This window comes from Paenibacillus amylolyticus, from assembly GCF_047302515.1.
GTDB lineage: Bacteria > Bacillota > Bacilli > Paenibacillales > Paenibacillaceae > Paenibacillus > Paenibacillus amylolyticus_G.
Map to the genome: position 1 here is coordinate 6,933,872 of NZ_CP168019.1, position 20,565 is coordinate 6,954,436.

Genomic DNA, 20,565 nt, shown 5'->3' on the forward strand with positions numbered 1-20,565 from the left:
GATCAGCCTGCGACAATGTGGTTTAGACAGGCATCTTACTTGAACGTATACACAGGGGAAGTTGAACAAGCGAATATCTATCTGTCCGGAAGTCGTATTGCCTACGTTGGAGCCAAGGAACTACCCACTTCAGACCAGACCCAGGTCGTTGAATTGGAGAAAGGTCATGTTGTTGTTCCAGGATATATTGAACCTCATGCACACCCATGCCAAATGTACAATCCTTATACATGGGGAGAAGCTCTGTTACAGAAGGGTACGGTCTTGTCCATTAATGATAATTTGTCTTTGTTAACGTTTCTAGGAACTGAAGCTTTGTCTTTCATTGAGAAGCTGGAGGAGACAAGTCACCATATGTTCCTATGGTGGTGTAACATTGACCGTCCTGATCGAGCTGATCCAATGACTATGGACAAGTGGCTACAACATAACCTTGTGATACAGAGCGGGGAACTGACCGAATGGCCCAAACTGCTGGCGAACGACGAAGTATTGGTAGAGCAACTTTATCTTACGAAGGCTCATCATGGGATGAGGGCGGAAGGACATTTGCCTGGCGTATCTTATGAAAAAATAAGTACCATGGCTGCAGCGGGCATCACAGCTGACCACGAAGCTCTCCATGCCGAAGATGTACTTAGACGATTAAAAGCGGGGCTATACGCCTCTCTTCGATACTCATCTATTCGTCCTGATTTGCCACACCTCCTTAAAGGGATGAAAGGTGATTCCCGGTTCAATATGAACCGAATGATGCTTACCAGCGATGGCCCGTCACCAAACTATGTGGAGAGGACGAGCTGTGCCAGCATGATCAAGATCTGTATGGAGAAGGGAATATCTGTAGCGGATGCCTATCGTCTTGCTACCTTAAATCCGGCAGTATATTACGGTCTGGATGAAGACTTAGGCGGGATTGCACCAGGCAGGCTGGCTTGTTTGAACGTCTTGACCTCCATAAATGAACCTGATCCACTGCATGTCCTGCAACGAGGTGAGTGGGTGGTCCAAAATCAAAGGCGAGTAGTAGAGCCAGATGAAGCAGAGATACGCACTTGGTTGCGCTCCACTTTTCCGTCTCGTCGAACGATCGTTAACCTGAGGCTGGACCAGATGGAAACTCGAACCGACATCGGTATTGAACTGGTGAACGATGTCATCACCCAATCGTACCATTTTGATCCCCGAGCGGGATTGGAAACGGATGAGAACTGGATGACATTGATGGATGTTAACGGAAGTTGGATGATCAACACCCGAATCAAAGGTTTAGCGTGTGGGATCAAGGCATTAGCAAGTACGTACAACGCTTCGAACGATACACTTTTGCTCGGGCGATCTCTGTCTGCCATGCGCGAAGCATCTCAGGAGTTGGAACTTCGCGGGGAAGGAATATTAGTATATTTCGTGGATGGGGAGCAACTGTACATTCCTCTTCCTCTCAGTGGAGCTATGGGCTTGGAGAGCGTGGCATCAATCGGCGCTAGTGTGGATCAGTTCAATGAGAAAATGCGTATCCACGGTTACCGATTTGGTGATCCTCTGTATTCTCTTTTATTTCTGACAGCTTCACATTTGCCGCATATTCGTGTATCGGACAAAGGGTTGTATCTGGTTAAAACAGGTGAGATAGTGCTCCAGGCTACCCCTTTAGTTAATACAGTAAGGAAGGTGAAATGATGTTACTGGCTGATGCGATACGCATACATGCTTCCCAGAATCCAGAGAAAACGGCCATCTTTGATGATGCCCGGCAGATTTCGTACGCCGAGCTATACCATGGAATAAAGCTGGCAGCAAATACAATTCTGGCTACTGAGGAAGATTTCGAAGCCGATGAACTTCCTCTTGTCGGCCTGCTGATGAACAATAGTGCCATGATGATCGAATATTTTCTTGCAGCCACCAAAATTGGAATGTGTGCTGCTGTATTTGATCCCAAGTGGAGCGATGCAAATCTGACGGAGGTTATTAATGAATGTGAACCCCGTGTGCTTGTCATAGATGTGGAGTTCAAAGCCAGAATACCTCATATTCCATCGTCAACAAGGGTGATTACTGTGGATACAGGTGAACCTCGTTCTCTCAGAAGGGAAGAAGCCGAACCACAGCGATCCTCAACTGAAGATAGCCTGTTCTACATGGGATATACCTCCGGGACGACCGGACGACCGAAAGGCTATCTCCGTTCTCAGCGTTCATGGATCGAGAGCTTTGCATATGCGCGTGAAACATTCGTGCATGATGCAGGAGACCATGTATTGGCGCCGGGTTCTTTGGTCTATTCACTTACGTTATATGCGTGCATTCAAACTTTGTATATTGGCGGGACATTCCATCTAACAAGCAAATTCCGAGCGGAATACGTATTGGAGACGTTAGCAACACATGCGGTTACACATCTTTATCTTGTACCTACGATGTTTGAAGCACTCTACAAAGCGTTCATGGCTTCTGATTCAGTTACTGCGCTGTCATCCGTCAGATCTCTCATTTCGTCAGGTGATAAATGGTCGCCAGAATCAAAACGGAAGGTGAAAGAGGTATTTGAGAATGCAGGCTTGTATGAATTTTATGGTGCCTCCGAGCTAAGCTTTGTCACAGTACTTGATCCGGAAGGAAATCGGTATAAACCTGATTCAATCGGTAAACCGTTTGCCGGTGTGCAGGTATCCATTCGTGAAGCGGTTAGTACGGAAGCAACCGAAGGTACAGTAGGACAATTGTTTGTGAAGAGCCCGATGATCTTTGCCGGATATTATGGTTCCGAGGAAGAAACCAGCCAAGTTGTACATGGTGAATGGGCAACTGTGGGAGACCTTGCAACACGAGATTCCGAAGGCTATTTATATCTGGTTGGTCGGAAGAAAAACATGATAATTAGCGGAGGGCTTAATATATATCCGGAGGAAATCGAGAAGCTGTTGTTAACATTGGAAGGCATCGAGGAGGTCATCGTTGTAGGTGTACCCGATGTATACTGGGGGCAAAAGGTGACCGCACTTATCAAGCTCAGAATGGGTAGCAAGGTTAGTGATGATGGAATTGTATCATTGTGCCGTCGTGAGCTTGCTACCTACAAGTGTCCAAAGGAAATTATACGGGTGGATGCCTTCCCCTATACAACGAGTGGAAAAATTTCGCGAACAAAACTGAACGAGTTACTGAAAATAAAGATATGAACAATATGTTGATTCCTGTTATTCTCTCCGCGAAGCGAACTGCAATCGGTAAATACGGGGGGATGTTTAAGGAGATACCGCCGGAGATACTGGCTGCAGAAGTCATTCAGGCCATTTTAAGCGAAATTCCCATCCCTCCCGGTGACATTGATGATGTTCTATTGGGGAATGCAGTAGGCGGGGGAGGCAATATCGCCAGGTTATCCGCGTTACAAGCCAAACTCCCAGTAGAGGTCCCTGGCGTGACGATTGATCGTCAATGCGGATCTGGTCTTGAAGCCATTCATTTAGCAGCGAGGCTGATTCAATCAGGTGCCGGGGAAGTGTATCTGGCTGGTGGTGTCGAAAGCACAAGTCGTGCACCCTGGAGATTGGAGAAACCCTTGTCTCTGTACGGGAGTGTAGTACCTCAAGTAATCACTCGCACAAGATTCTCTCCGGAATGGATCGGAGATCCGGATATGGGGAAGGCCGCTAACAACGTTGCTAAGAAGTACGGTGTGACTCGAATGGACCAGGACGAATATGCGCTTTCCAGTCATAGGAAAGCGATTTCTTCAATACAAAGCGGACGTTTCGACAACGAAATCGTTCCATTGTCTATCCCGGAGGGTAACCAACTTAGAATCATTCATACAGACGAATGTCCTCGGGCGAATACAACACTGGCGAAGCTTGCAGCATTGCCACCTGTTTTCGAACCGGATGGTACAGTGACGGCTGGTAATGCATGCCCATTGAATGATGGTGCCGCTATCGTTTTAATCATGTCAATGGGGAAAGCATTATCGTTAGGACTTACACCCCTCATGAAATTCATTGACAGTATGGCAGTGGGGGTTGACCCGAACTACTTGGGCATCGGTCCGGTTCCCGCTGTTACCAAGTTGCTCAGCCGAAATCGCTTCGCAATGGAAGACATTGATCTTGTGGAATTTAATGAAGCGTTCGCTTCACAAGTTCTGGCCTCTTTAAGAGAACTACATATTCCAACTCACATTGTCAATGTGGGAGGCGGGGCACTGGCGCTTGGACATCCGTTCGGTGCATCGGGAGCTATCCTGGTTACACGCCTATTCAACGAGATGAGGCATATAAAGGGGGCTCGGGGAATCACAACACTAGGTATTGGTGGCGGGATCGGGCTTGCATCATTGTGGGAGAAGTGTGAATAGGAGGAAACAGCCTTTGTTATTAGAGGGACAGGTAGCAGTCATTACGGGTTCCAGCCGTGGAATTGGGCGTGCAACCGCAATACGTATGGCACAAGAAGGAGCCAAGGTAGTTATCAACGGTGTACAAGAAGGTGGGGTATGGGACGTTGTTCAGATGATTCGGGATCAGGGTGGGACCGCTATTGGGGTCGTTGAATCCGTTGCAAGCATGGCCGGTGGAGAACGCATCATATCGGAGGCTCTTCGCGAATTTGGCAAGATTGATATCCTGGTGAACAACGCCGGAGTTGTTCACGATAAGATGGCCCATAAAATGAGTGAAACCGAGTGGGATCTTGTATTGAATTCGCATCTTAAGGGGGCTTTTGCTTGCATCCGGTCCGCTCTGCCGGGCATGAGGGAACGAAGGGAAGGCAGCATTATTAATATGATCTCCGTGGCGGGTTTGACCGGAATGATCGGGCAATTAAATTACAGTGCTGCCAAGGCCGGATTGATAGGCATGACGTGGACACTTTCGCTGGAACTTGAATCTTATGGCATTAATGTGAATGCCGTTGCTCCCGCAGCGCGTACTGACATGACAATGCCCTATATCGAACGGGCGAAGCAGACCGCCGAAACGCAAGGTGAGTCGTTTCCCGAGTACTGGAAAGTAGGTTCACCGGAAGATGTGGCCGAATTGATGCTTTCCTTATGTCTGCCGCGTTGCCGTAGGGTTACCGGTCAGATCTTCTCTGTTAATGGTGGAAAGATCGGTGTGTGGTCCCCTCCAGAGCATCGTATAGTTGCCACCCAATCCAGTAGGGAGAACGGTTGGGAAGCAGGCGAACTTTTTGAGCAGTTGTTGTCAACCTACGTGAAAGTGTAGAACTATTTCCGAAATATACGAATTGATGGAGGAAATTTTGTTGAAGAAAAAACGCATTTTTATTGGGATGATGGCCGGGATGGGGAGAGTGAATCGTTGTCTTCCCATAGCACTAAAGTTACGAGAGATGGGACATGAGGTGGCGTTCACAATCTGGGGGAATGCCGGGGTCGCGATGGAACAGATGGGTTTTACCTATATTCCGATTCCAGTTATTCCTGCTCCCAAGGGACAGGTTTTCCACCCAAACTTCAAGGATATGAATCACTTTTTGTCCATGATGGGGTACTCGGACCCTGTTTACATGCGAGATGAGCTTGAAGCTCGTCTGCGGGTAACCATCGGTTTTAAACCGGACCTTGTTATTTCCGATTCGAGTGTCCCTGCAGCGTTCATTGCCTGTAAGCTGGACATTCCTCTCGTTTCTATGAATCAGTCCAGCACACTTCCAGGTGGTCTTCCTTTTACAACGAATTATGGATTATATGGAGACATACCAGATGTCACGAATGTGTTGAACGGAGCGTTGGTTGAGTATGGTCTGCCTGAAACGGACAACATTCTCACATTTCTGGCGGGTAATCTTGCCCTTCTTCCGAGCATACCAGATTTTGATCCGGTACAGTTCGGGAAGCTGCCCGTTCCAATTGAATATATCGGTCCCGTGGTATGGAGAGATACAAATGAGACAGGAATGCCTGCGAACTGGTTGATGAAATCAGACAACGACAGGAGGCCACGTGTATTTGTGTACACAAGTCGTCTCGTGGAATGGGGTGTGGAGAGTGGTGGTCATATTTTCAGGGAAGCCGTTAGAGCACTCGGTAACACTTCGACGGAGCTTTTGATTGCTACTGGTTTTAATCCATTGGAAGGGGACAGCGTGGAAGTTCCCCCTAATGTACACTTCACCTCATATGTATCGGGAGTTATGGCAGCCGAGCATAGCGATGTCATGATTCACCATGGCGGACATGGAAGTTGCATGACAACGATCTTAACAGGCACGCCGTCGTTGGTCATTCCGACCTGGGCAGAACGTGAGTTTAACGCCAAGCAGTTACAGGACGTTGGCGGTGGCAGAGTAATGTCCCCAGATGAGGTTACGGGATCCGCTCTAGCTGAGACCGTTAACGCTATGATGACTAATGGAGACATGGATAAGGCTGTGGCGCTGAAGGAAAACGTCTGTACTTCGCAGTACGGAGGAGCCGAGCGTGCAGCTGAACTCATTCGTCGGTTGTTGTAAAGAGGGGGCAAGGTTCTATTGAAAAGCCTTTTGGTTGTCCTGAGAAGCCCGGCCTTACTTTTGTTATCCGTGTGCATTTTTTTTATTGGTTTGGGATACGGATTAACGCTACCATTCATGCCATTATTCGGAGTAGAACGGGCAGGAATGAACCCCTTATCATTAGGGATCTTTATGGCGTGTGGATCGTTAAGCGGCATTATCATTAGTACGCTGTTTAGTCGATTGTCCGATAAAAGGCCTGTGCGCAAGTGGATCATTGTTGGATCATGTGTATCTGCTTCTGTAGGCTATGTATTCTATGCCAATACGGACAGTTACATTGTGTTAATGCTGGTTTCCTGTACGTTCATGGCCATGTCATTCTCGGCCTTTCCGCAATTATTTGCTCTTGCGAGAGAAGTGGTCGAGAGGGAGGCGAGTGAAGACGTCACCGTTGTTATGGCTGTATTGCGTGCTCTGGTGTCTCTGGCCTGGATTCTTGGTCCTGTAATGGCGTCTTTTATAATCTACCAGTTCTCGTACACAGGCCTGTTTCTGGTTGTTTCGTTGATGTACATGCTCGTTGCCATATTTGTACTGATGATTCGAGCACAAGAGAGTCGGGAACCGGGGGGCGGAACGGAATTATCATCTGACTCAGTACGCAGTTTCAAGCGCCTGCTGATGGCGCCGCAGATTGTATTTTCATTACTTGCTTTTATGGCATTTGAGTTGGCTAATACGATGGGGGGTATTGTAACTCCCTTATATGTTACGCAAGAGTTGCAAGGCGGGAAGTTGGACGTTGGCATGATCTCGGGTGTTAACGCAGCCTTGCAGGTCCCCACCATGATCATTTTGGGAATACTGGCCAAAAGGTTTGGCAGTATCACAGTTATGAAATGCGCGGGATTGTTTGGAGTCGTCTATTTTTCACTATTTTGGTTTACCCAATCGGGATGGCAGATCATTGCTATCCAGATATTCAGTGCCATTTTTATCGCGATTGTACTTGGAGTTGGAATGACTTTTTTTCAGGATTTGGTTCCTAAAATGACAGGCACGGCCACAACGTTGTACAACAATGCAAACATCATTGGTTCCATGGGTGGTGGATTACTAGCCGGAGCAGTCGGAAATTATTTTGGTTTTAAAATAGTGATTGCCTGTTCGGCAGCACTTGCCTTCCTGGGATTTGTATTATTATTGGTGCCAAACGCAAATAAAGAGGTAGTCCGGCATGTGGGAGGAGATACGTATGAAAGCTAGTGTAATTATTCTATCGCATAATCAGAAAGAAGTGATTCAGGCCTGTTTGTCTTCCTTATCGCGACAGCGTTTGTGTGAAGGCGACCAATACGAAGTTGTGGTTATCGATAATGGGTCTATAGACGGCACGGGCGAGATGATCGGCAGGCTTACGTATGATTTTCCTATACGATATAATTACATTCCTTCTACGGAGCAATCAAGTCGGGCAGCGGCACGAAACAAGGGGATTACTATCGCAAATGGAGATGTGATCGTGTTCCTTGACGGAGATCAACTCGCCGGACCGGACTTTATCTATGAGCATTTGAGAGTGCACAAGCTAGCGGAGGGGAAACTTGTCATAGGGTTTCGAAGATATTTGGGTGAAGAGAGCATCGATATAACGTCGTTAAATCCGGGATGGGTGCATGCTGCTATTACATCATCAGAAGCAGATGAACGATTTCAGCTCATGGAACGTTTTTCGGAAAATGGAAGCGCATTCCGCACAGCGTGGCATCTGTCTTTCAGCTGCAATTTCTCGGTAAATAGAGAAGTACTGATCCGATCGGGTATGTTTGACGAAGGGTTCAAGGGATGGGGGTTGGAAGACAGTGAGCTTGGCTATCGTCTGCAACAGGCTGGAGGAACGTTCGTATTGAACAAAAAAGCGTTAACCTTCCATATCTTTCACCCTTCCGAGTTTGATGAGAATCGTTATGATGGTTGGAAAACGAATCTGGATTATTTCCTTGAATGTCATCCGATGTTTGAAGTACAGGCGCAAAACATCTTAAAGGAATTTTTTGACCCAGAGATTAGAAAATCATGGTGGGATTGTTATATTCGCTTTGAGAAGGTTGTAAGAGCACATCAGGGTTACGAGGGGGATCGATTACCTGTCAGCATCATTGTTGTCTATGCCGAGGGCCCAGAACTGATCCAGACCATTTCGGCAGAAGCTGCCCATAGAGAAGTGTTGGTTATAGATAAGACACCATCATCGGACCTGGATATCTTGTGCCAATGTATTAACGAGAAATTTGATGTTTTGTATTACAAGTATCCTTCGGAAGATCAGTTAATCGACTTGTATCATCAGTATGCAGTCAGGGGAATTGTGAAACATGAAATTTTCAAGTGATCATGGATCAGCTGTTGTGGCCGCAAATGATAACTTTTTATACGGGAGGTTGACATGAATTTTGAATTGACAGAGCAACAGAAGCAGATTCAATCCGCCGCACGCCATTTTGTGGACGAGCTACTGATTCCGTTGGAACCTGAATTATTGCGTAACGAGCGTGAGGGAAGACCCGGGATCGAACTTAGACAGATTAGAGATCTTCAACAAAAGGCGAAAACACAGGGCCTATGGGGTATTGAGACACCAGAAGAGTATGGGGGAGCAAATCTTGGAACGGTCACTAGTGCACTCCTGAAAATGGAGCTAGGACGCACGTGTATCCCGTTTGTCTTCGGGGGGGAAGCAGACAATATCCTGTACCTTTGCAACGAGACACAGCAGAACAAGTATTTGCTTCCTGTTATTGCGGGCGAGAGGCAGTCCTGTTTTGCAATAACGGAGCGTTCGGCAGGTTCCGATGCAAGTCGAATTCAGATGAGGGCTGAGCGTGTGGCAGATGGTTGGGTACTCAATGGGGAGAAAGTATTTATCACAAACGGAAACGAGGCAGATTTTGCGATTGTTTTTGCAGTGACTGATGTCCAGGCAGAGCCGGGGAAAGGGATCACTTGCTTTCTGGTGGACCGGGACATGGGATGGACGTCAGAGCCGATTCCTACGATGGGTGGGGATAAAAGTCCTTCTGTACTTACGTTTAACCAAGTGTTCGTGCCAAACGGAAATGTGCTCGGTGAAGAAGGGCAGGGGTTAACAACAGCAATGCAGTGGATCAGTCGAGGGCGTTGGGTGATTCCGGCTATTGCTGTGGGTGCGTCTGGCAGGCTGATCCATATGGCTATTGACTATGTTAAAGAACGATCGACATTTGGAGAGCAGTTGGCAAGTCGGCAGAGCATCCAATGGATGATTGCCGACTCTGCGGTTGAGCTGGAGGCTCTGAAATGGCTGGTATTATATACCGCTTGGAGGGTGGAGCAGGGGCTGGATGCAAGACATCATGCGACGATGTCCAAGTTGTACGGTGCAGGTAGAGCAAACGATATTGTGGATCGGGTCCTTCAGATTTTTGGCGGAATCGGATATTCGAAGGACTTGCCGATTGAGCGCTGGTATCGGGAAATGCGAGTATGGAGAATCTTCGAGGGAACAGACGAGATTCAACGCATGATTATTTCCCGCAATCTGCTTAAGGGTCATGTCCGAATTGGAGAGTGGGATTAACGGGCCGTGTAACGAGCGGATCCTTCATAGGCTAGCAAGTCAGAAGGAACACCCGCTCGATGTTCAATATAGACTGTGATACTGCATGCCAGATGGGAGAGGTTATCCGTGTTGATGACACTCACGAGGACACGGACGACGTCCCCTTCCATCACGGGTGAGCGAAATCGGTATTTTATATCGCATAGAATCCAGTTATCCAACCCCAGCATTTTTAGTCGGTTTCCAATCATGCCACCGATAAGCATACCTTGTGCAATTCGGCGAGGTGCACCTGCTTCATGTGCTTTGAGAACATCCAGATGAATTGGATTGTTATCGCTCGATGCGGCTGCATAGGCGATGAGCATAGAACTGGTTATGGTTCCAAGACAAGCGTCGAACAGGAGTTCACCAGATGAGAGACGGTGTTTCCCATCCCATTGATAATAAATCTCCGAGGGATATTGCGGATACACAGGCTCGAGTTCGGAGTACGAAGGCTGTAACGCTGGAGAGTCTAGAAGTATTAATGTGGTGTTAGTAACGAGTACGGGTTGTTTCATGACGTCCGTAACCTTCATTGTACAATCAAGGAGCTGGATCTTCCCCAAAGATCCAGTTGTTTCGCGTACGTTTGCAAGTTCAATCCGGTAAAATAAAGCTGCATCATACTTCAATTTACGTTCGTATGTAAACGATTGTTGGCCATGGATCATAATTTTCCCAGGAAGCTCCATCCAGGGTAAGTGTGTCTGTTGCCACCATATCATCGGAAAGGTGAGAGGAATGGATCTTGCGTCGGGACGGAATTCTTCTGGAAAGCCTTGTGTGAACTGGACAATCTGATCTGTGGTAATAACCATTTTCTTGGTAGGAGTAGGTACTCCGATCCACGATTGGTAATCCATAGCTGCATCTCTCCTTTGACTGACGATGTCTTGTATTATATCGAAGACAGTTAGAATCATAAATGTTTTATCACATAAATTACTTTTTCGAAAATAAAGGTACACAAAAGATACATAATGAACTAAAATGAACTTATATGAACATTATCAAACAGTCCCAACTAATTTAAATGATGAAAGGAATGGATTAATAATGGAAAATCGTTATGCTGCACATCCCAATGAAGTGAAAACGTATGATACATCTCGCCTGCGTGAGGAATTTTTGATGGAGCAACTGTTTGCTACCGATGAATTGGTAACGGTGTATTCTCATGTGGATCGTTATATTGTGGGAACGGCTGTACCTGAGAGCAAGGACATTACCCTTGAAGTGAACCTGAAAGATATCGGAACGAACTTTTTCCTGGAGCGTCGTGAGATCGGTATCATTAATGTCGGTGGTCACGGAACAGTGACAGCGGACGGACAAGGCTATGAGATTGGAGCGAAGGAATGTCTCTACATCGGTAGAGGTGTGAAGGAAGTTGTGTTCACAAGCAGTGACAAGGCTCAACCTGCCCAATTCTATTTTGTATCCACACCGGCTCATCACACCTATCCAACAGTAAAAGCAACGCAAGAACAAGCTCAGCCAAATCATCTGGGCAGCATCGAAACTTCCAATGAGCGTACGATCTATCGTTACATTCACCAAGGAGAAGGTGGAATTCAGAGTTGTCAGTTGGTGATGGGTATTACCGAACTCGACAAGGGTAACATGTGGAACACGATGCCTGCACATACCCATAACCGCCGTTCCGAAGTATACTTGTACTGGAACTTGCCTGAAGACGGTGTTGTATTCCATATGATGGGTGAGCCTAACGAAACACGCCATCTGGTTGTACGTGATCGCCAGGCGATCATTTCCCCAAGCTGGTCCATTCACAGTGGTGTGGGTACAAGCAATTACACCTTCTGTTGGGCGATGGCTGGTGAGAACCAGACGTTCGAAGATATGGACGGCGTAGCGATGAAAGACCTGAAATAATAAATTACAGATGTCTGAGTTAAATGGACAGGGTAGACACTAGAACACTCATTCATTTGACTCAGGTAGTATAGGAAGTTGATTATGATGAATCCATTGAAAAGACATGAAAAAATTATGGAGGCTCTGCTGGAGCGCCAGGAAGTAACCGTCAGTGATCTGAGTGAACTGTTGCAGGTGACTGGGAAGACTGTGCGAGAGGATCTCGACAAGTTGGAGAGTATGGGGTTGCTCGTACGTGTCCATGGTGGTGCTATGCTGGCTCAGAATGACCAGTATGGCATCTTGAATAGCCGCGGAGTTACCGAGAAGCATCATCCGGAGAAGACGGAGATTGCTGAACGTGCCCTTGCTTACATTCGACCTGGTGATATCGTTGCTCTCGATGGTGGCAGCACCACGCTGGAGATGGCCAAACGTCTCGATAATCAACCGCTGACGGTGGTGACTAATGACCTGTTCATTATTGCGGAGTTGACCAAAAAGGAGCAAGTACGACTGGTTGTGCCTGGCGGGGCTCGTGTACGGAATATGTTGGTTGGGGATGATACGGCTGCATTTATATCCAGTCTTAACATTCATAAAGCCTTTATATCCACGACAGCCCTTCATCCGGAATTTGGATTATCCATATACACGGGAGATCTGGTTCCTTTGAAAAAAGCAATGATATCTGCCTCGCAGCAAGTATACGGCGTTGTGGATCATTATAAATTCGGACAATTTGCACTGCGAACTTTCGCCCAGTGTTCGGAACTGGACTACATTATCAGCGATAGTCGTTTGGATGAAGAGACGGCTGCCTTATACGAGCAGAGCGGTGTCACAGTGGATTATCAAAGTTAACCTCATTCATTATTCATGGGATTAAAGAACGGACGGATCTAAGGATTGCATATCAAAACCATGCGGAGGAATCATTCATGAACCCATTTGATTTAAGCGGACAAGTTGCACTGGTGACAGGTACCTCGGGAGGACTTGGACAAGGGATGGCCATTGGTTTGGCAGAAGCAGGTGCTGATGTGGTGCTGGTCTCTTATTCCAAACCTGCGGCAACGGCAAGTGCCATTGAAGCACTCGGACGCAAAGCTTATATGATTGAAGCGGATTTAAGTCGTGAAGATGAGTTGTCTGCTGTGTTCGAACAGGCGCTTGCGTTCCAGGGCAGAATTGACATTCTCGTCAATAATGCCGGAATCATTCGTCGCACACCTGCGGCTGATCATGCAGTGCAGGACTGGCATGATGTAATTGGTCTGAACCTGAACACTGTATTTTTCCTAAGCCAATTGGCAGGCAGACATATGATTGAACGCGGAAGTGGCAAAATCATTAATATTGCATCCATGTTGTCCTATCAAGGTGGGATCAACGTGCCAGGGTATACAGCCAGTAAACATGGCGTTGCCGGTTTAACCAAAGCACTCGCCAATGAATGGGCAGGTAAAGGAATCCAGATTAACGGTATCGCACCTGGTTATATGGAAACCGATAATACTACCCAGATCCGTGCGGACGAGAATCGTTACCGGGATATTACAGCCCGTATTCCTGCGGGGCGCTGGGGAACACCTGAAGATCTGAAAGGCCCGGTTGTCTTTCTGGCATCTGCCGCTTCGGATTATCTGAATGGTCATGTGCTGAATGTCGATGGCGGCTGGATGGCACGTTAATCACTTGATAATCGGATTAGCATAAGGAGGCAGTGAGATGAAACTTGGTATTCTGGCGCATACATTTGGCAAACAGCCTACAGCACAGCTTGCGCAGACGATTGCGGATAACGGATTTAATTCCGTACAGCTGGCGCTGGCCAAAGCATTATCAGATGTGGACTCATCGAATGGCAAGCTGAGCCCAGGGCTAGCGAATGAGATTGGAGATCAATTTGCACAGCGCGGGGTGAAGATTGCGGTACTGGGCTGTTATATTAATCCGATTGACCCTGATCCGGTAACAAGGCGTGCGGACATTGATCGATTCAAGGAGCATCTGCGTTATGCCCGGGATTTTGGTTGCAGCATGGTAGCAACGGAGACCGGGGGCTTGGACACCTATCAGGATACACATCCGGATGGATATGAAGAGAAGGCGTGGAGTGTGCTGAAAGAAACGGTTGAGGAGTTGGCTGAGGAAGCGGAGAAATGGGGCGTGCATGCGGCGATTGAGCCTGTGTCCACCCACACCCTTCATACCCATGAACATATGACACGTTTGTTTGAAGAGATTCCTTCATCGAATCTGGGAATGTTGTTCGATCCGTGTAATCTTATCAAACAACCACATGCAGCAGATCAAGGGGCTTTCTTGCGCGAGGTGATGGAATCGCTGTATCAGCGCATGATTGTGATCCATGCCAAAGATGTAGCCTTTGATGCACAGGGAGAGAAGTACAATCCGGTACCTGGGGCAGGGATACTGGATTACCCGTTATTTTTTGAATTGCTAAAAACGTATAAGCCACATATCGATATTTCACTTGAAGGCGTAACTGCGGAGGAAGCTGTACCTGCGGCCAAACATTTGCGTGAAGTATGGAGTGCAGTTCGGGTCTAACCAAACCCAGGATGAGGTATTGCATACCGAAGCCAAAGTAGCTGAAAAACCTTTGCGAGTGCAAAGGTTTTTTTGGTACAGAAATCGATAATGTACATATTTAATTTTTCTTATCGGAACAATCGGAAATAAGTCTTTTCAAATGCGACATCTTGTGAGAGAATATGGAAAACATACGCCACCATGCGAAGACATCAGGAACTTAAAGAACGTATATATCGAGGGAGGATTCAGATTTATGTCAAACGAACGTGAGCTTTCATTTGAAACATTGGCAATTCATGCAGGCCAGGAGATTGATCCAACCACCAACGCACGAGCTGTGCCCTTGTATCAGACAACATCCTATGGATTCAAGGACACCGAGCATGCAGCTAATTTGTTTGGTTTGAAAGAGTTTGGCAACATCTATACCCGTCTGATGAATCCAACAACCGACGTGTTTGAGCAACGGATTGCAGCGTTGGAAGGCGGAGCTGGAGCGCTGGCTACAGCTTCTGGTCAGGCAGCCATTACGTTTTCACTTCTGAATATTGCTGGTGCAGGCGATGAGATCGTATCTTCGGCGAGTTTGTATGGAGGTACATACAATCTGTTCTCGACGACTTTGCCGAAACTGGGTCTGGACGTAAAATTTGTGGATTCCAGTGATCCTGAGAATTTCCGGGCTGCGATTACGGAGAAAACGAAAGCATTGTATGCCGAAACGATCGGTAATCCAAAGGGGAATGTACTGGATATTGAAGCGGTGGCAGCTATCGCTCATGAACATGGGATTCCTTTGATCGTGGATAATACATTCCCAAGTCCGTACCTGCTTCGTCCAATCGAACATGGCGCAGATATTGTCGTGCACTCTGCAACGAAATTTATTGGGGGGCATGGTACATCCATTGGTGGCGTTATCGTGGATAGCGGAAAATTTGACTGGAAAGCAAGTGGCAAGTTCCCTGGATTGACGGAGCCGGACTCCAGTTATAACGGTGTGGTATATACGGAAGCGGTTGGACCGATTGCTTATATTATCAAAGCTCGTGTACAACTTCTGCGTGACTTGGGTGCAACGATCTCTCCATTCAACTCATGGTTGCTGCTGCAAGGACTGGAGACATTACATCTTCGCGTAGAGCGTCATAGTAGCAATGCCCTTGCGGTTGCGGAATTCCTTGAGAAACATGAGGATGTGTCTTGGGTAAGTTATGCAGGTCTGCCGAGCCATGGTTCTTATGAGCTTGCACAGAAATATCTTCCAAGAGGGCAGGGTGCGATTCTAACCTTCGGAATCAAAGGTGGTGCGGACGCGGGTCGCAAGTTGATTGAGAGTGTCAAACTGTTCTCTCACCTTGCAAACGTGGGCGATTCCAAGTCACTGATTATTCATCCGGCAAGTACAACTCACGCGCAGTTGACCGAAGATGAACAAACTGCAGCAGGGGTTAATCCGGAGTTGATTCGTCTGTCTGTGGGTACGGAGAACATTCAAGACATTATCTATGATCTGGAGCAAGCCATCAAAGCAAGTCAGGGAGCAAGTGTAGGCGCGTAAATGGCATTGAGTGGATGTGTAAACAATCACTTAAGTGGTATGCCATAAACAGGCCATATTGAATATAATTTGATGGTTAAAGCCGTTGTCCTCCGGGACAGCGGCTTTTTGTCTTTTGAACACGCATTTATGACTATCCATCGAAAAAAGGCCATTTACAAATGAGGATCACAGGCATATACTGATTAAAAGTTGTATTGAGTAAACACAATTGCACAAGCGCAAAAATGATTATCATTCTCATTCGAGATTATTTAAAATCATTCACAAAACCATGCTGCTGCGGGATTCCCGCAGCAGCATGTGTCATTTTTAGGGCATTAACAATGGCTCTCATTCTCAATACAACTTCATTTTTGGGAGCGGAACTTAGCAGACTCGTCATCCCCAAACCTACCATTCGAAAGGAACGTGATTCATATGCATGCGATACATCAACCACTACACAGACAGAAACAAGCGGAACAGCGCTTATCCCAAACACCAGGCCCAAACCGGGGACGTAAGCCTGATTTTCGAGCCATGTTGCAGAATAAAGAGATGCAATCTGCATTGGGCAGCGGGCTGTTAATGCTGATTGCCTGGGGAACTGCACCGTATTTTGGTACCTTATCCATCATGCTCTACATTGTGGCGTATGCCGTTGGCGGTTGGACCAAAGCGAAGGAAGGTATTGAGACACTGGTGAAGGACCGTGATCTGGATGTAAACCTTCTGATGATTGCCGCATCCCTTGGGGCAGCAGCCATCGGTTACTGGAATGAAGGCGCGATGCTAATCTTTATTTTTGCACTCAGTGGTGCGTTGGAAAGTTATGCGACAGAGCGCAGTCATAAGGATATCTCATCGTTGCTCGCGCTGAAGCCGGAGACTGCACTTCGTATTGAGGATGGACAGATGAACCTCGTGGCTATTGATGATCTGCAACCTGGTGATCTCCTGTTGGTCAAACCGGGAGAACTGATTCCTGCGGATGGCGTGGTGTACCGGGGGAGTTCTTTTATCAATCAGTCATCCATCACCGGAGAATCCCTGCCTGTGGACAAAGTTGCGGGGGATGAAGTCTATGCAGGTACGGTAAACGGGGAGGGTGCTTTATACGTAGAGGTCACAAAATCGGCTGAAGGGTCACTGTTTGGCAAAATCATTAAAATGGTGGAGGAAGCGCAGGCGGAAGTGCCGGATTCCCAGCGTTTTATGGAGCGGTTTGAAGGAATTTACGCACACATTGTTGTAGGGGTGACCTTACTTGTGATCGCAGGAACTCCACTGCTGCTTGCCTGGACATGGAATGAGGCATTTTACAAAGCGATGGTATTTCTGGTGGTTGCTTCGCCTTGTGCATTGGTGTCTTCCATCATGCCTGTTATACTGTCCGCGATGTCCAGCAGTGCGCGCCGTGGCATTCTCTTCAAGGGTGGTGCCCATATGGAGAATATGGCTCGCACGCGGGTCGTGGCTTTTGACAAAACAGGTACATTGACCATGGGCACCCCGCAAGTCACCGATATTATTACGGCTGAACATGTAGATCGAGTCAAGTTGTTAGGTGCGGTAGCGGCCATTGAGAACCTCTCGATGCATCCTTTGGCTCGTGCCATCGTAGATCAGGCGAACAAAGAGAATATTACACTTCAGGAAGCGGAGCACGTACAGGCTCTAACAGGCTGGGGCATCGAAGGAACGGTAAACGATGTGGTCTGGAGTATTGGCAAAACAAATGTAATGGAATCGTTACAGTCAGAGAAGATAAAGGACGCTAACGTTGATGATTCAGATGAACATGGTGCTAACCATGTGAAGATATCTTCTGAGTGGGGCGATGTATGCTCCCGTCTTGAGGGGGAGGGAAAAACCGTATCCGCTGTTATGGCTGATGGTGAATTAGTCGGGCTGATCGCGATGCGGGACACGGTACGGCCACAGGCAGCAGCTGCAGTGAAAAAGCTTGAAGCGATGGGTGTTAAAGTTGCGATGTTAACAGGCGATCGGGCCAGATCAGCTTCTGTAATTGCCCGTGAAACTGGAGTAAGCATGGTCTATGCAGATTTGCTGCCTGAAGATAAAGTGAAGCAGGTCCAAGCGCTCCGCAAACAGTATGGTCCTGTGTTAATGGTAGGGGATGGCGTCAATGATGCACCGGCACTTGCAGCAGCTACTGTGGGTATGGGGATGGGATTGTCCGGCAGCGGAACTGCACTGGAGGTCGCTGATGCGGTACTCATGAACGATAACATTGAAGAGATCGCTTGGGTGATTGGGCAGGCCCGGCGAGCTCAGCGTACGGTGAAACAGAATATGTGTTTTGCCATCACCGTTATTCTGGCCTTAATTGCGGGTAACTTCCTCCAAGACGTCGCATTGCCTCTGGGTGTGGTAGGTCATGAAGGAAGTACAATTCTGGTTATACTGAATGGGCTTAGACTGCTACGGTAATCAGATTAGAAGAGGAAAATGGCTAATTGGTTTCGCTGGTAATATGCAGCTGGTTGAACGGCTTACGTTTGAACCTTGGGTCAGCGGGTAATGATTCGAAGAGACGATTCGATAATAAGGGAGCTGTGAATTATGGGACGTTATGTACAAGTGGAACCAAATGTAAAAGTATATGTTGAAGATATTGGCGAAGGAACCCCGGTTGTCTTTTTGCACGGCTGGCCTGTTAATTATAAAATGTTTGAATACCAATTGAACGTACTGCCGAACCATGGCATTCGTGCCATCGCGATAGATTTTAGAGGATATGGGTTATCGGATAAGCCTTCCACAGGATATGATTATGATCGCATGGCAGACGATGTTCGTGCCGTTATTGATGATTTGGAGCTGAAAGACGCGGTACTCGCAGGATTCTCTATGGGTGGAGCGATCGCAGTACATTACATGTCTCGCCATAAGGGACATGGTGTCTCCAAGCTGGCCTTGTTATCTGCGGCAGCACCTGTGTTCACACAGCGTGAAGGTTATCCGTATGGATTGACTCCAGAGCAGCTGAACGAGCAGATCATTGAGCCAATCTTTGCAGATCGTCCGAAGTTACTGGAGACATTTGGTGGCATGTTCTTCGCGAAGAAACACAGCCAGCCATTCATGGATTGGTTCCACGCCCTCGGCATGGAAGCTTCATCTTATGGTACCATTCGCAGTGCAATTGCGTTGCGGGATGAGGACTTGCGAGGTGACCTGAGTTCGATTCAGGTGCCAACAGCCATTTTGCACGGGAAAAAAGATGAGATCTGTCCGTTTGAGTTCGCCGAGCAGATGCACCAAGGCATCGCTTCGTCTCAACTGATTGCTTTTGAAGAGAGCGGTCATGGTGCATTCTATGATGAATTGGAAAAATTCAATTCGGAACTGATTCGTTTCATCCAATCCTGATCAGGAGAGGGCATAATACCTCTGACAGACGATCCTAGTAATTTCATGGAATCTTCATTTGTGGCTAAACAAAGAACCCGGTCGACAGTCTTGGACTGTTCGCTCGGGTTCTTTAGTCTTCAATTAAAACAGTTCGGTCAGACCAATCATCGTGATGAGCCCGAGTAAAAAGGACATCGTCGCCACACGTGCATTGCCATCGCCGTGACTCTCGGGAATAAGTTCCTTATAAACAATGAACATCATCGCACCGGCTGCAAAGGCCAGACCATAAGGCACAAGACCAGCTACGAGACTGCTCAAGGTGTAACCAATCATAGCTGTAATAATCTCTACCGCTCCGGTCAGGGTGGCAATACCCAGCGCTTTGAAGCGGCCAATGTTCTGGTTTACTAGGAAAAGGGCCACCAGAAATCCTTCCGGCGCATTCTGCAATCCAATGGAAAAGGCAATGAGATTGCCCAGGTTCTCATCCGAGCTTGCATAGCTAACGCCAACGGATAACCCTTCTGGCAGGTTATGCATGGTGATGGCTGCAATAATCATGAAGGCTTTGGTTTCAATTTTAAAAGGCATTTTCTCGGGATTCTCCAGATCGACGTGTGGAATCTTCATCTCTAGCACCAGTAGAACCAGGCTACCAAGCATAATACCAAATGCGAGTACAAAGAGATTCGATTGGCCAAGCGCTTCCGGAATGAGATTATACACCGAGGCCGAGGTCATAATACCTGCGGCGTATGCCAGCAAGATATCACGCAGACGGTGCGATATTTTGCGCATAAATAGAATCGGTACGGCCCCTAGGCCGGTAGACATGGCTGATATAAAACTGCCAATGAGTGCATCGTTCATGCTTCCATTTTCCCTCCTGATGAAGACTTCTTCATAATCGCTGCCGAGCATTGACACCGTACATAAAAGAGATCATAATGAACAACAGATTAGAATGATTATAAATTAGAATTCCGTTTCTGCATAGGGCCATTGTCATATCACAGGCAGGTCTTGTGGACATGATGTAGGCTTTTCGTTCTAGTGTATGCAAAAGCCTAAGCTTTTGATGCCGGAGGGTCTAACC

General features: G+C 47.3%; 18 protein-coding genes. 15 read left to right on the forward strand and 3 right to left on the reverse strand.

Annotated elements, in window-relative coordinates; genetic code table 11:
- The first annotated feature begins 15 nt into the window (after positions 1 to 15).
- The 8 genes from ACDJ59_RS30325 to ACDJ59_RS30360 are packed head-to-tail and all read left to right on the forward strand — an operon-like array spanning position 16 to position 10,078.
- Positions 16 to 1,680: an adenine deaminase C-terminal domain-containing protein gene (locus tag ACDJ59_RS30325; RefSeq protein WP_413407173.1), complete on the forward strand. Its 1,665-nt coding sequence runs from the start codon at positions 16 to 18 to the stop codon at positions 1,678 to 1,680.
- Positions 1,677 to 3,182 (forward strand): AMP-binding protein, encoded by a 1,506-nt coding sequence (locus tag ACDJ59_RS30330; RefSeq protein ID WP_413407174.1) that lies wholly within the window; start codon positions 1,677 to 1,679, stop codon positions 3,180 to 3,182. Before ACDJ59_RS30325 ends, ACDJ59_RS30330 begins: the two co-directional genes overlap by 4 nt.
- 5 nt (positions 3,183 to 3,187) lie before the next feature.
- Positions 3,188 to 4,357, forward strand: coding sequence for a thiolase family protein (locus ACDJ59_RS30335; protein ID WP_413407175.1), 1,170 nt, complete (start codon positions 3,188 to 3,190; stop codon positions 4,355 to 4,357).
- Positions 4,358 to 4,370: 13 nt separating this feature from the next.
- Positions 4,371 to 5,228, forward strand: a complete 858-nt coding sequence (locus tag ACDJ59_RS30340) for an SDR family NAD(P)-dependent oxidoreductase (protein ID WP_413407176.1) — start codon at positions 4,371 to 4,373, stop codon at positions 5,226 to 5,228.
- A gap of 40 nt (positions 5,229 to 5,268) precedes the next feature.
- The gene (locus ACDJ59_RS30345; RefSeq protein ID WP_413407177.1) at positions 5,269 to 6,477 is read left to right on the forward strand and encodes a glycosyltransferase; all 1,209 of its coding nucleotides are present in this window, start codon (positions 5,269 to 5,271) and stop codon (positions 6,475 to 6,477) included.
- 30 nt (positions 6,478 to 6,507) lie between these two features.
- A complete protein-coding gene (locus ACDJ59_RS30350) occupies positions 6,508 to 7,728 on the forward strand; it encodes a sugar efflux transporter (RefSeq protein WP_413409948.1) in 1,221 nt (406 codons plus the stop codon).
- Positions 7,718 to 8,854: a glycosyltransferase family 2 protein gene (locus tag ACDJ59_RS30355; RefSeq protein ID WP_413407178.1), complete on the forward strand. Its 1,137-nt coding sequence runs from the start codon at positions 7,718 to 7,720 to the stop codon at positions 8,852 to 8,854. The genes ACDJ59_RS30350 and ACDJ59_RS30355 overlap by 11 nt, the downstream gene beginning before the upstream one ends.
- 54 nt (positions 8,855 to 8,908) lie before the next feature.
- The gene (locus ACDJ59_RS30360; protein WP_413407180.1) at positions 8,909 to 10,078 is read left to right on the forward strand and encodes an acyl-CoA dehydrogenase family protein; all 1,170 of its coding nucleotides are present in this window, start codon (positions 8,909 to 8,911) and stop codon (positions 10,076 to 10,078) included.
- On the opposite strand, the gene ACDJ59_RS30365 is transcribed toward ACDJ59_RS30360, so the two are convergent.
- Entirely contained in the window at positions 10,075 to 10,968 is an 894-nt protein-coding gene (locus ACDJ59_RS30365; RefSeq protein WP_413407181.1) for a MaoC/PaaZ C-terminal domain-containing protein, read from the reverse strand. The two genes, ACDJ59_RS30360 and ACDJ59_RS30365, sit on opposite strands and share 4 nt — an antisense overlap.
- A gap of 193 nt (positions 10,969 to 11,161) precedes the next feature.
- Between ACDJ59_RS30365 and kduI the strand changes: the two genes are divergently transcribed.
- The 5 genes from kduI to ACDJ59_RS30390 all read left to right on the forward strand — a co-directional run bounded on the left by kduI (position 11,162) and on the right by ACDJ59_RS30390 (position 16,106).
- The gene (gene kduI, locus ACDJ59_RS30370; protein WP_036606918.1) at positions 11,162 to 12,001 is read left to right on the forward strand and encodes a 5-dehydro-4-deoxy-D-glucuronate isomerase; all 840 of its coding nucleotides are present in this window, start codon (positions 11,162 to 11,164) and stop codon (positions 11,999 to 12,001) included.
- 87 nt (positions 12,002 to 12,088) lie between these two features.
- Positions 12,089 to 12,847, forward strand: coding sequence for a DeoR/GlpR family DNA-binding transcription regulator (locus ACDJ59_RS30375; RefSeq protein ID WP_181155596.1), 759 nt, complete (start codon positions 12,089 to 12,091; stop codon positions 12,845 to 12,847).
- A 77-nt stretch (positions 12,848 to 12,924) separates the two neighbouring features.
- Positions 12,925 to 13,677 (forward strand): 2-dehydro-3-deoxy-D-gluconate 5-dehydrogenase KduD, encoded by a 753-nt coding sequence (gene kduD, locus ACDJ59_RS30380; protein ID WP_413407182.1) that lies wholly within the window; start codon positions 12,925 to 12,927, stop codon positions 13,675 to 13,677.
- Between the two features lie 37 nt (positions 13,678 to 13,714).
- Positions 13,715 to 14,560 carry a sugar phosphate isomerase/epimerase family protein gene (locus tag ACDJ59_RS30385; protein WP_221820764.1) on the forward strand — a complete coding sequence of 282 codons (846 nt, stop codon included), beginning with the start codon at positions 13,715 to 13,717 and terminating at the stop codon, positions 14,558 to 14,560.
- Positions 14,561 to 14,798: 238 nt separating this feature from the next.
- On the forward strand, positions 14,799 to 16,106 hold the full coding sequence (locus tag ACDJ59_RS30390; RefSeq protein ID WP_036606925.1) for a homocysteine synthase: 1,308 nt from the start codon (positions 14,799 to 14,801) through the stop codon (positions 16,104 to 16,106).
- Between the two features lie 250 nt (positions 16,107 to 16,356).
- On the opposite strand, the gene ACDJ59_RS30395 is transcribed toward ACDJ59_RS30390, so the two are convergent.
- Positions 16,357 to 16,506 carry a hypothetical protein gene (locus ACDJ59_RS30395; protein WP_413407183.1) on the reverse strand — a complete coding sequence of 50 codons (150 nt, stop codon included), beginning with the start codon at positions 16,504 to 16,506 and terminating at the stop codon, positions 16,357 to 16,359.
- A gap of 20 nt (positions 16,507 to 16,526) precedes the next feature.
- On the opposite strand from ACDJ59_RS30395, the gene ACDJ59_RS30400 reads away from it, so the two are divergent.
- Together ACDJ59_RS30400 and ACDJ59_RS30405 are read left to right on the forward strand one after the other, a co-directional pair.
- On the forward strand, positions 16,527 to 18,542 hold the full coding sequence (locus ACDJ59_RS30400; RefSeq protein WP_413407184.1) for a heavy metal translocating P-type ATPase: 2,016 nt from the start codon (positions 16,527 to 16,529) through the stop codon (positions 18,540 to 18,542).
- Between the two features lie 132 nt (positions 18,543 to 18,674).
- Positions 18,675 to 19,484, forward strand: a complete 810-nt coding sequence (locus tag ACDJ59_RS30405) for an alpha/beta fold hydrolase (RefSeq protein WP_413407185.1) — start codon at positions 18,675 to 18,677, stop codon at positions 19,482 to 19,484.
- A 123-nt stretch (positions 19,485 to 19,607) separates the two neighbouring features.
- Here ACDJ59_RS30405 and ACDJ59_RS30410 read toward each other — a convergent pair whose 3' ends face one another.
- The gene (locus ACDJ59_RS30410) at positions 19,608 to 20,339 is read right to left on the reverse strand and encodes a ZIP family metal transporter (protein WP_036606933.1); all 732 of its coding nucleotides are present in this window, start codon (positions 20,337 to 20,339) and stop codon (positions 19,608 to 19,610) included.
- Positions 20,340 to 20,565: the final 226 nt, after the last annotated feature.

Coding starts and splice junctions, on each gene's coding strand:
- kduI (WP_036606918.1), top strand. CDS start 11,162: ATGGAAAATCGTTATGCTGCACATCCCAATGAAGTGAAAACGTATGAT.
- kduD (WP_413407182.1), top strand. CDS start 12,925: ATGAACCCATTTGATTTAAGCGGACAAGTTGCACTGGTGACAGGTACC.
- ACDJ59_RS30355 (WP_413407178.1), top strand. CDS start 7,718: ATGAAAGCTAGTGTAATTATTCTATCGCATAATCAGAAAGAAGTGATT.
- ACDJ59_RS30365 (WP_413407181.1), bottom strand. CDS start 10,968: ATGGATTACCAATCGTGGATCGGAGTACCTACTCCTACCAAGAAAATG.
- ACDJ59_RS30375 (WP_181155596.1), top strand. CDS start 12,089: ATGAATCCATTGAAAAGACATGAAAAAATTATGGAGGCTCTGCTGGAG.
- ACDJ59_RS30400 (WP_413407184.1), top strand. CDS start 16,527: ATGCATGCGATACATCAACCACTACACAGACAGAAACAAGCGGAACAG.
- ACDJ59_RS30385 (WP_221820764.1), top strand. CDS start 13,715: ATGAAACTTGGTATTCTGGCGCATACATTTGGCAAACAGCCTACAGCA.
- ACDJ59_RS30360 (WP_413407180.1), top strand. CDS start 8,909: ATGAATTTTGAATTGACAGAGCAACAGAAGCAGATTCAATCCGCCGCA.
- ACDJ59_RS30390 (WP_036606925.1), top strand. CDS start 14,799: ATGTCAAACGAACGTGAGCTTTCATTTGAAACATTGGCAATTCATGCA.
- ACDJ59_RS30325 (WP_413407173.1), top strand. CDS start 16: ATGTGGTTTAGACAGGCATCTTACTTGAACGTATACACAGGGGAAGTT.
- ACDJ59_RS30405 (WP_413407185.1), top strand. CDS start 18,675: ATGGGACGTTATGTACAAGTGGAACCAAATGTAAAAGTATATGTTGAA.
- ACDJ59_RS30335 (WP_413407175.1), top strand. CDS start 3,188: ATGTTGATTCCTGTTATTCTCTCCGCGAAGCGAACTGCAATCGGTAAA.
- ACDJ59_RS30395 (WP_413407183.1), bottom strand. CDS start 16,506: ATGGTAGGTTTGGGGATGACGAGTCTGCTAAGTTCCGCTCCCAAAAAT.
- ACDJ59_RS30330 (WP_413407174.1), top strand. CDS start 1,677: ATGATGTTACTGGCTGATGCGATACGCATACATGCTTCCCAGAATCCA.
- ACDJ59_RS30410 (WP_036606933.1), bottom strand. CDS start 20,339: ATGAACGATGCACTCATTGGCAGTTTTATATCAGCCATGTCTACCGGC.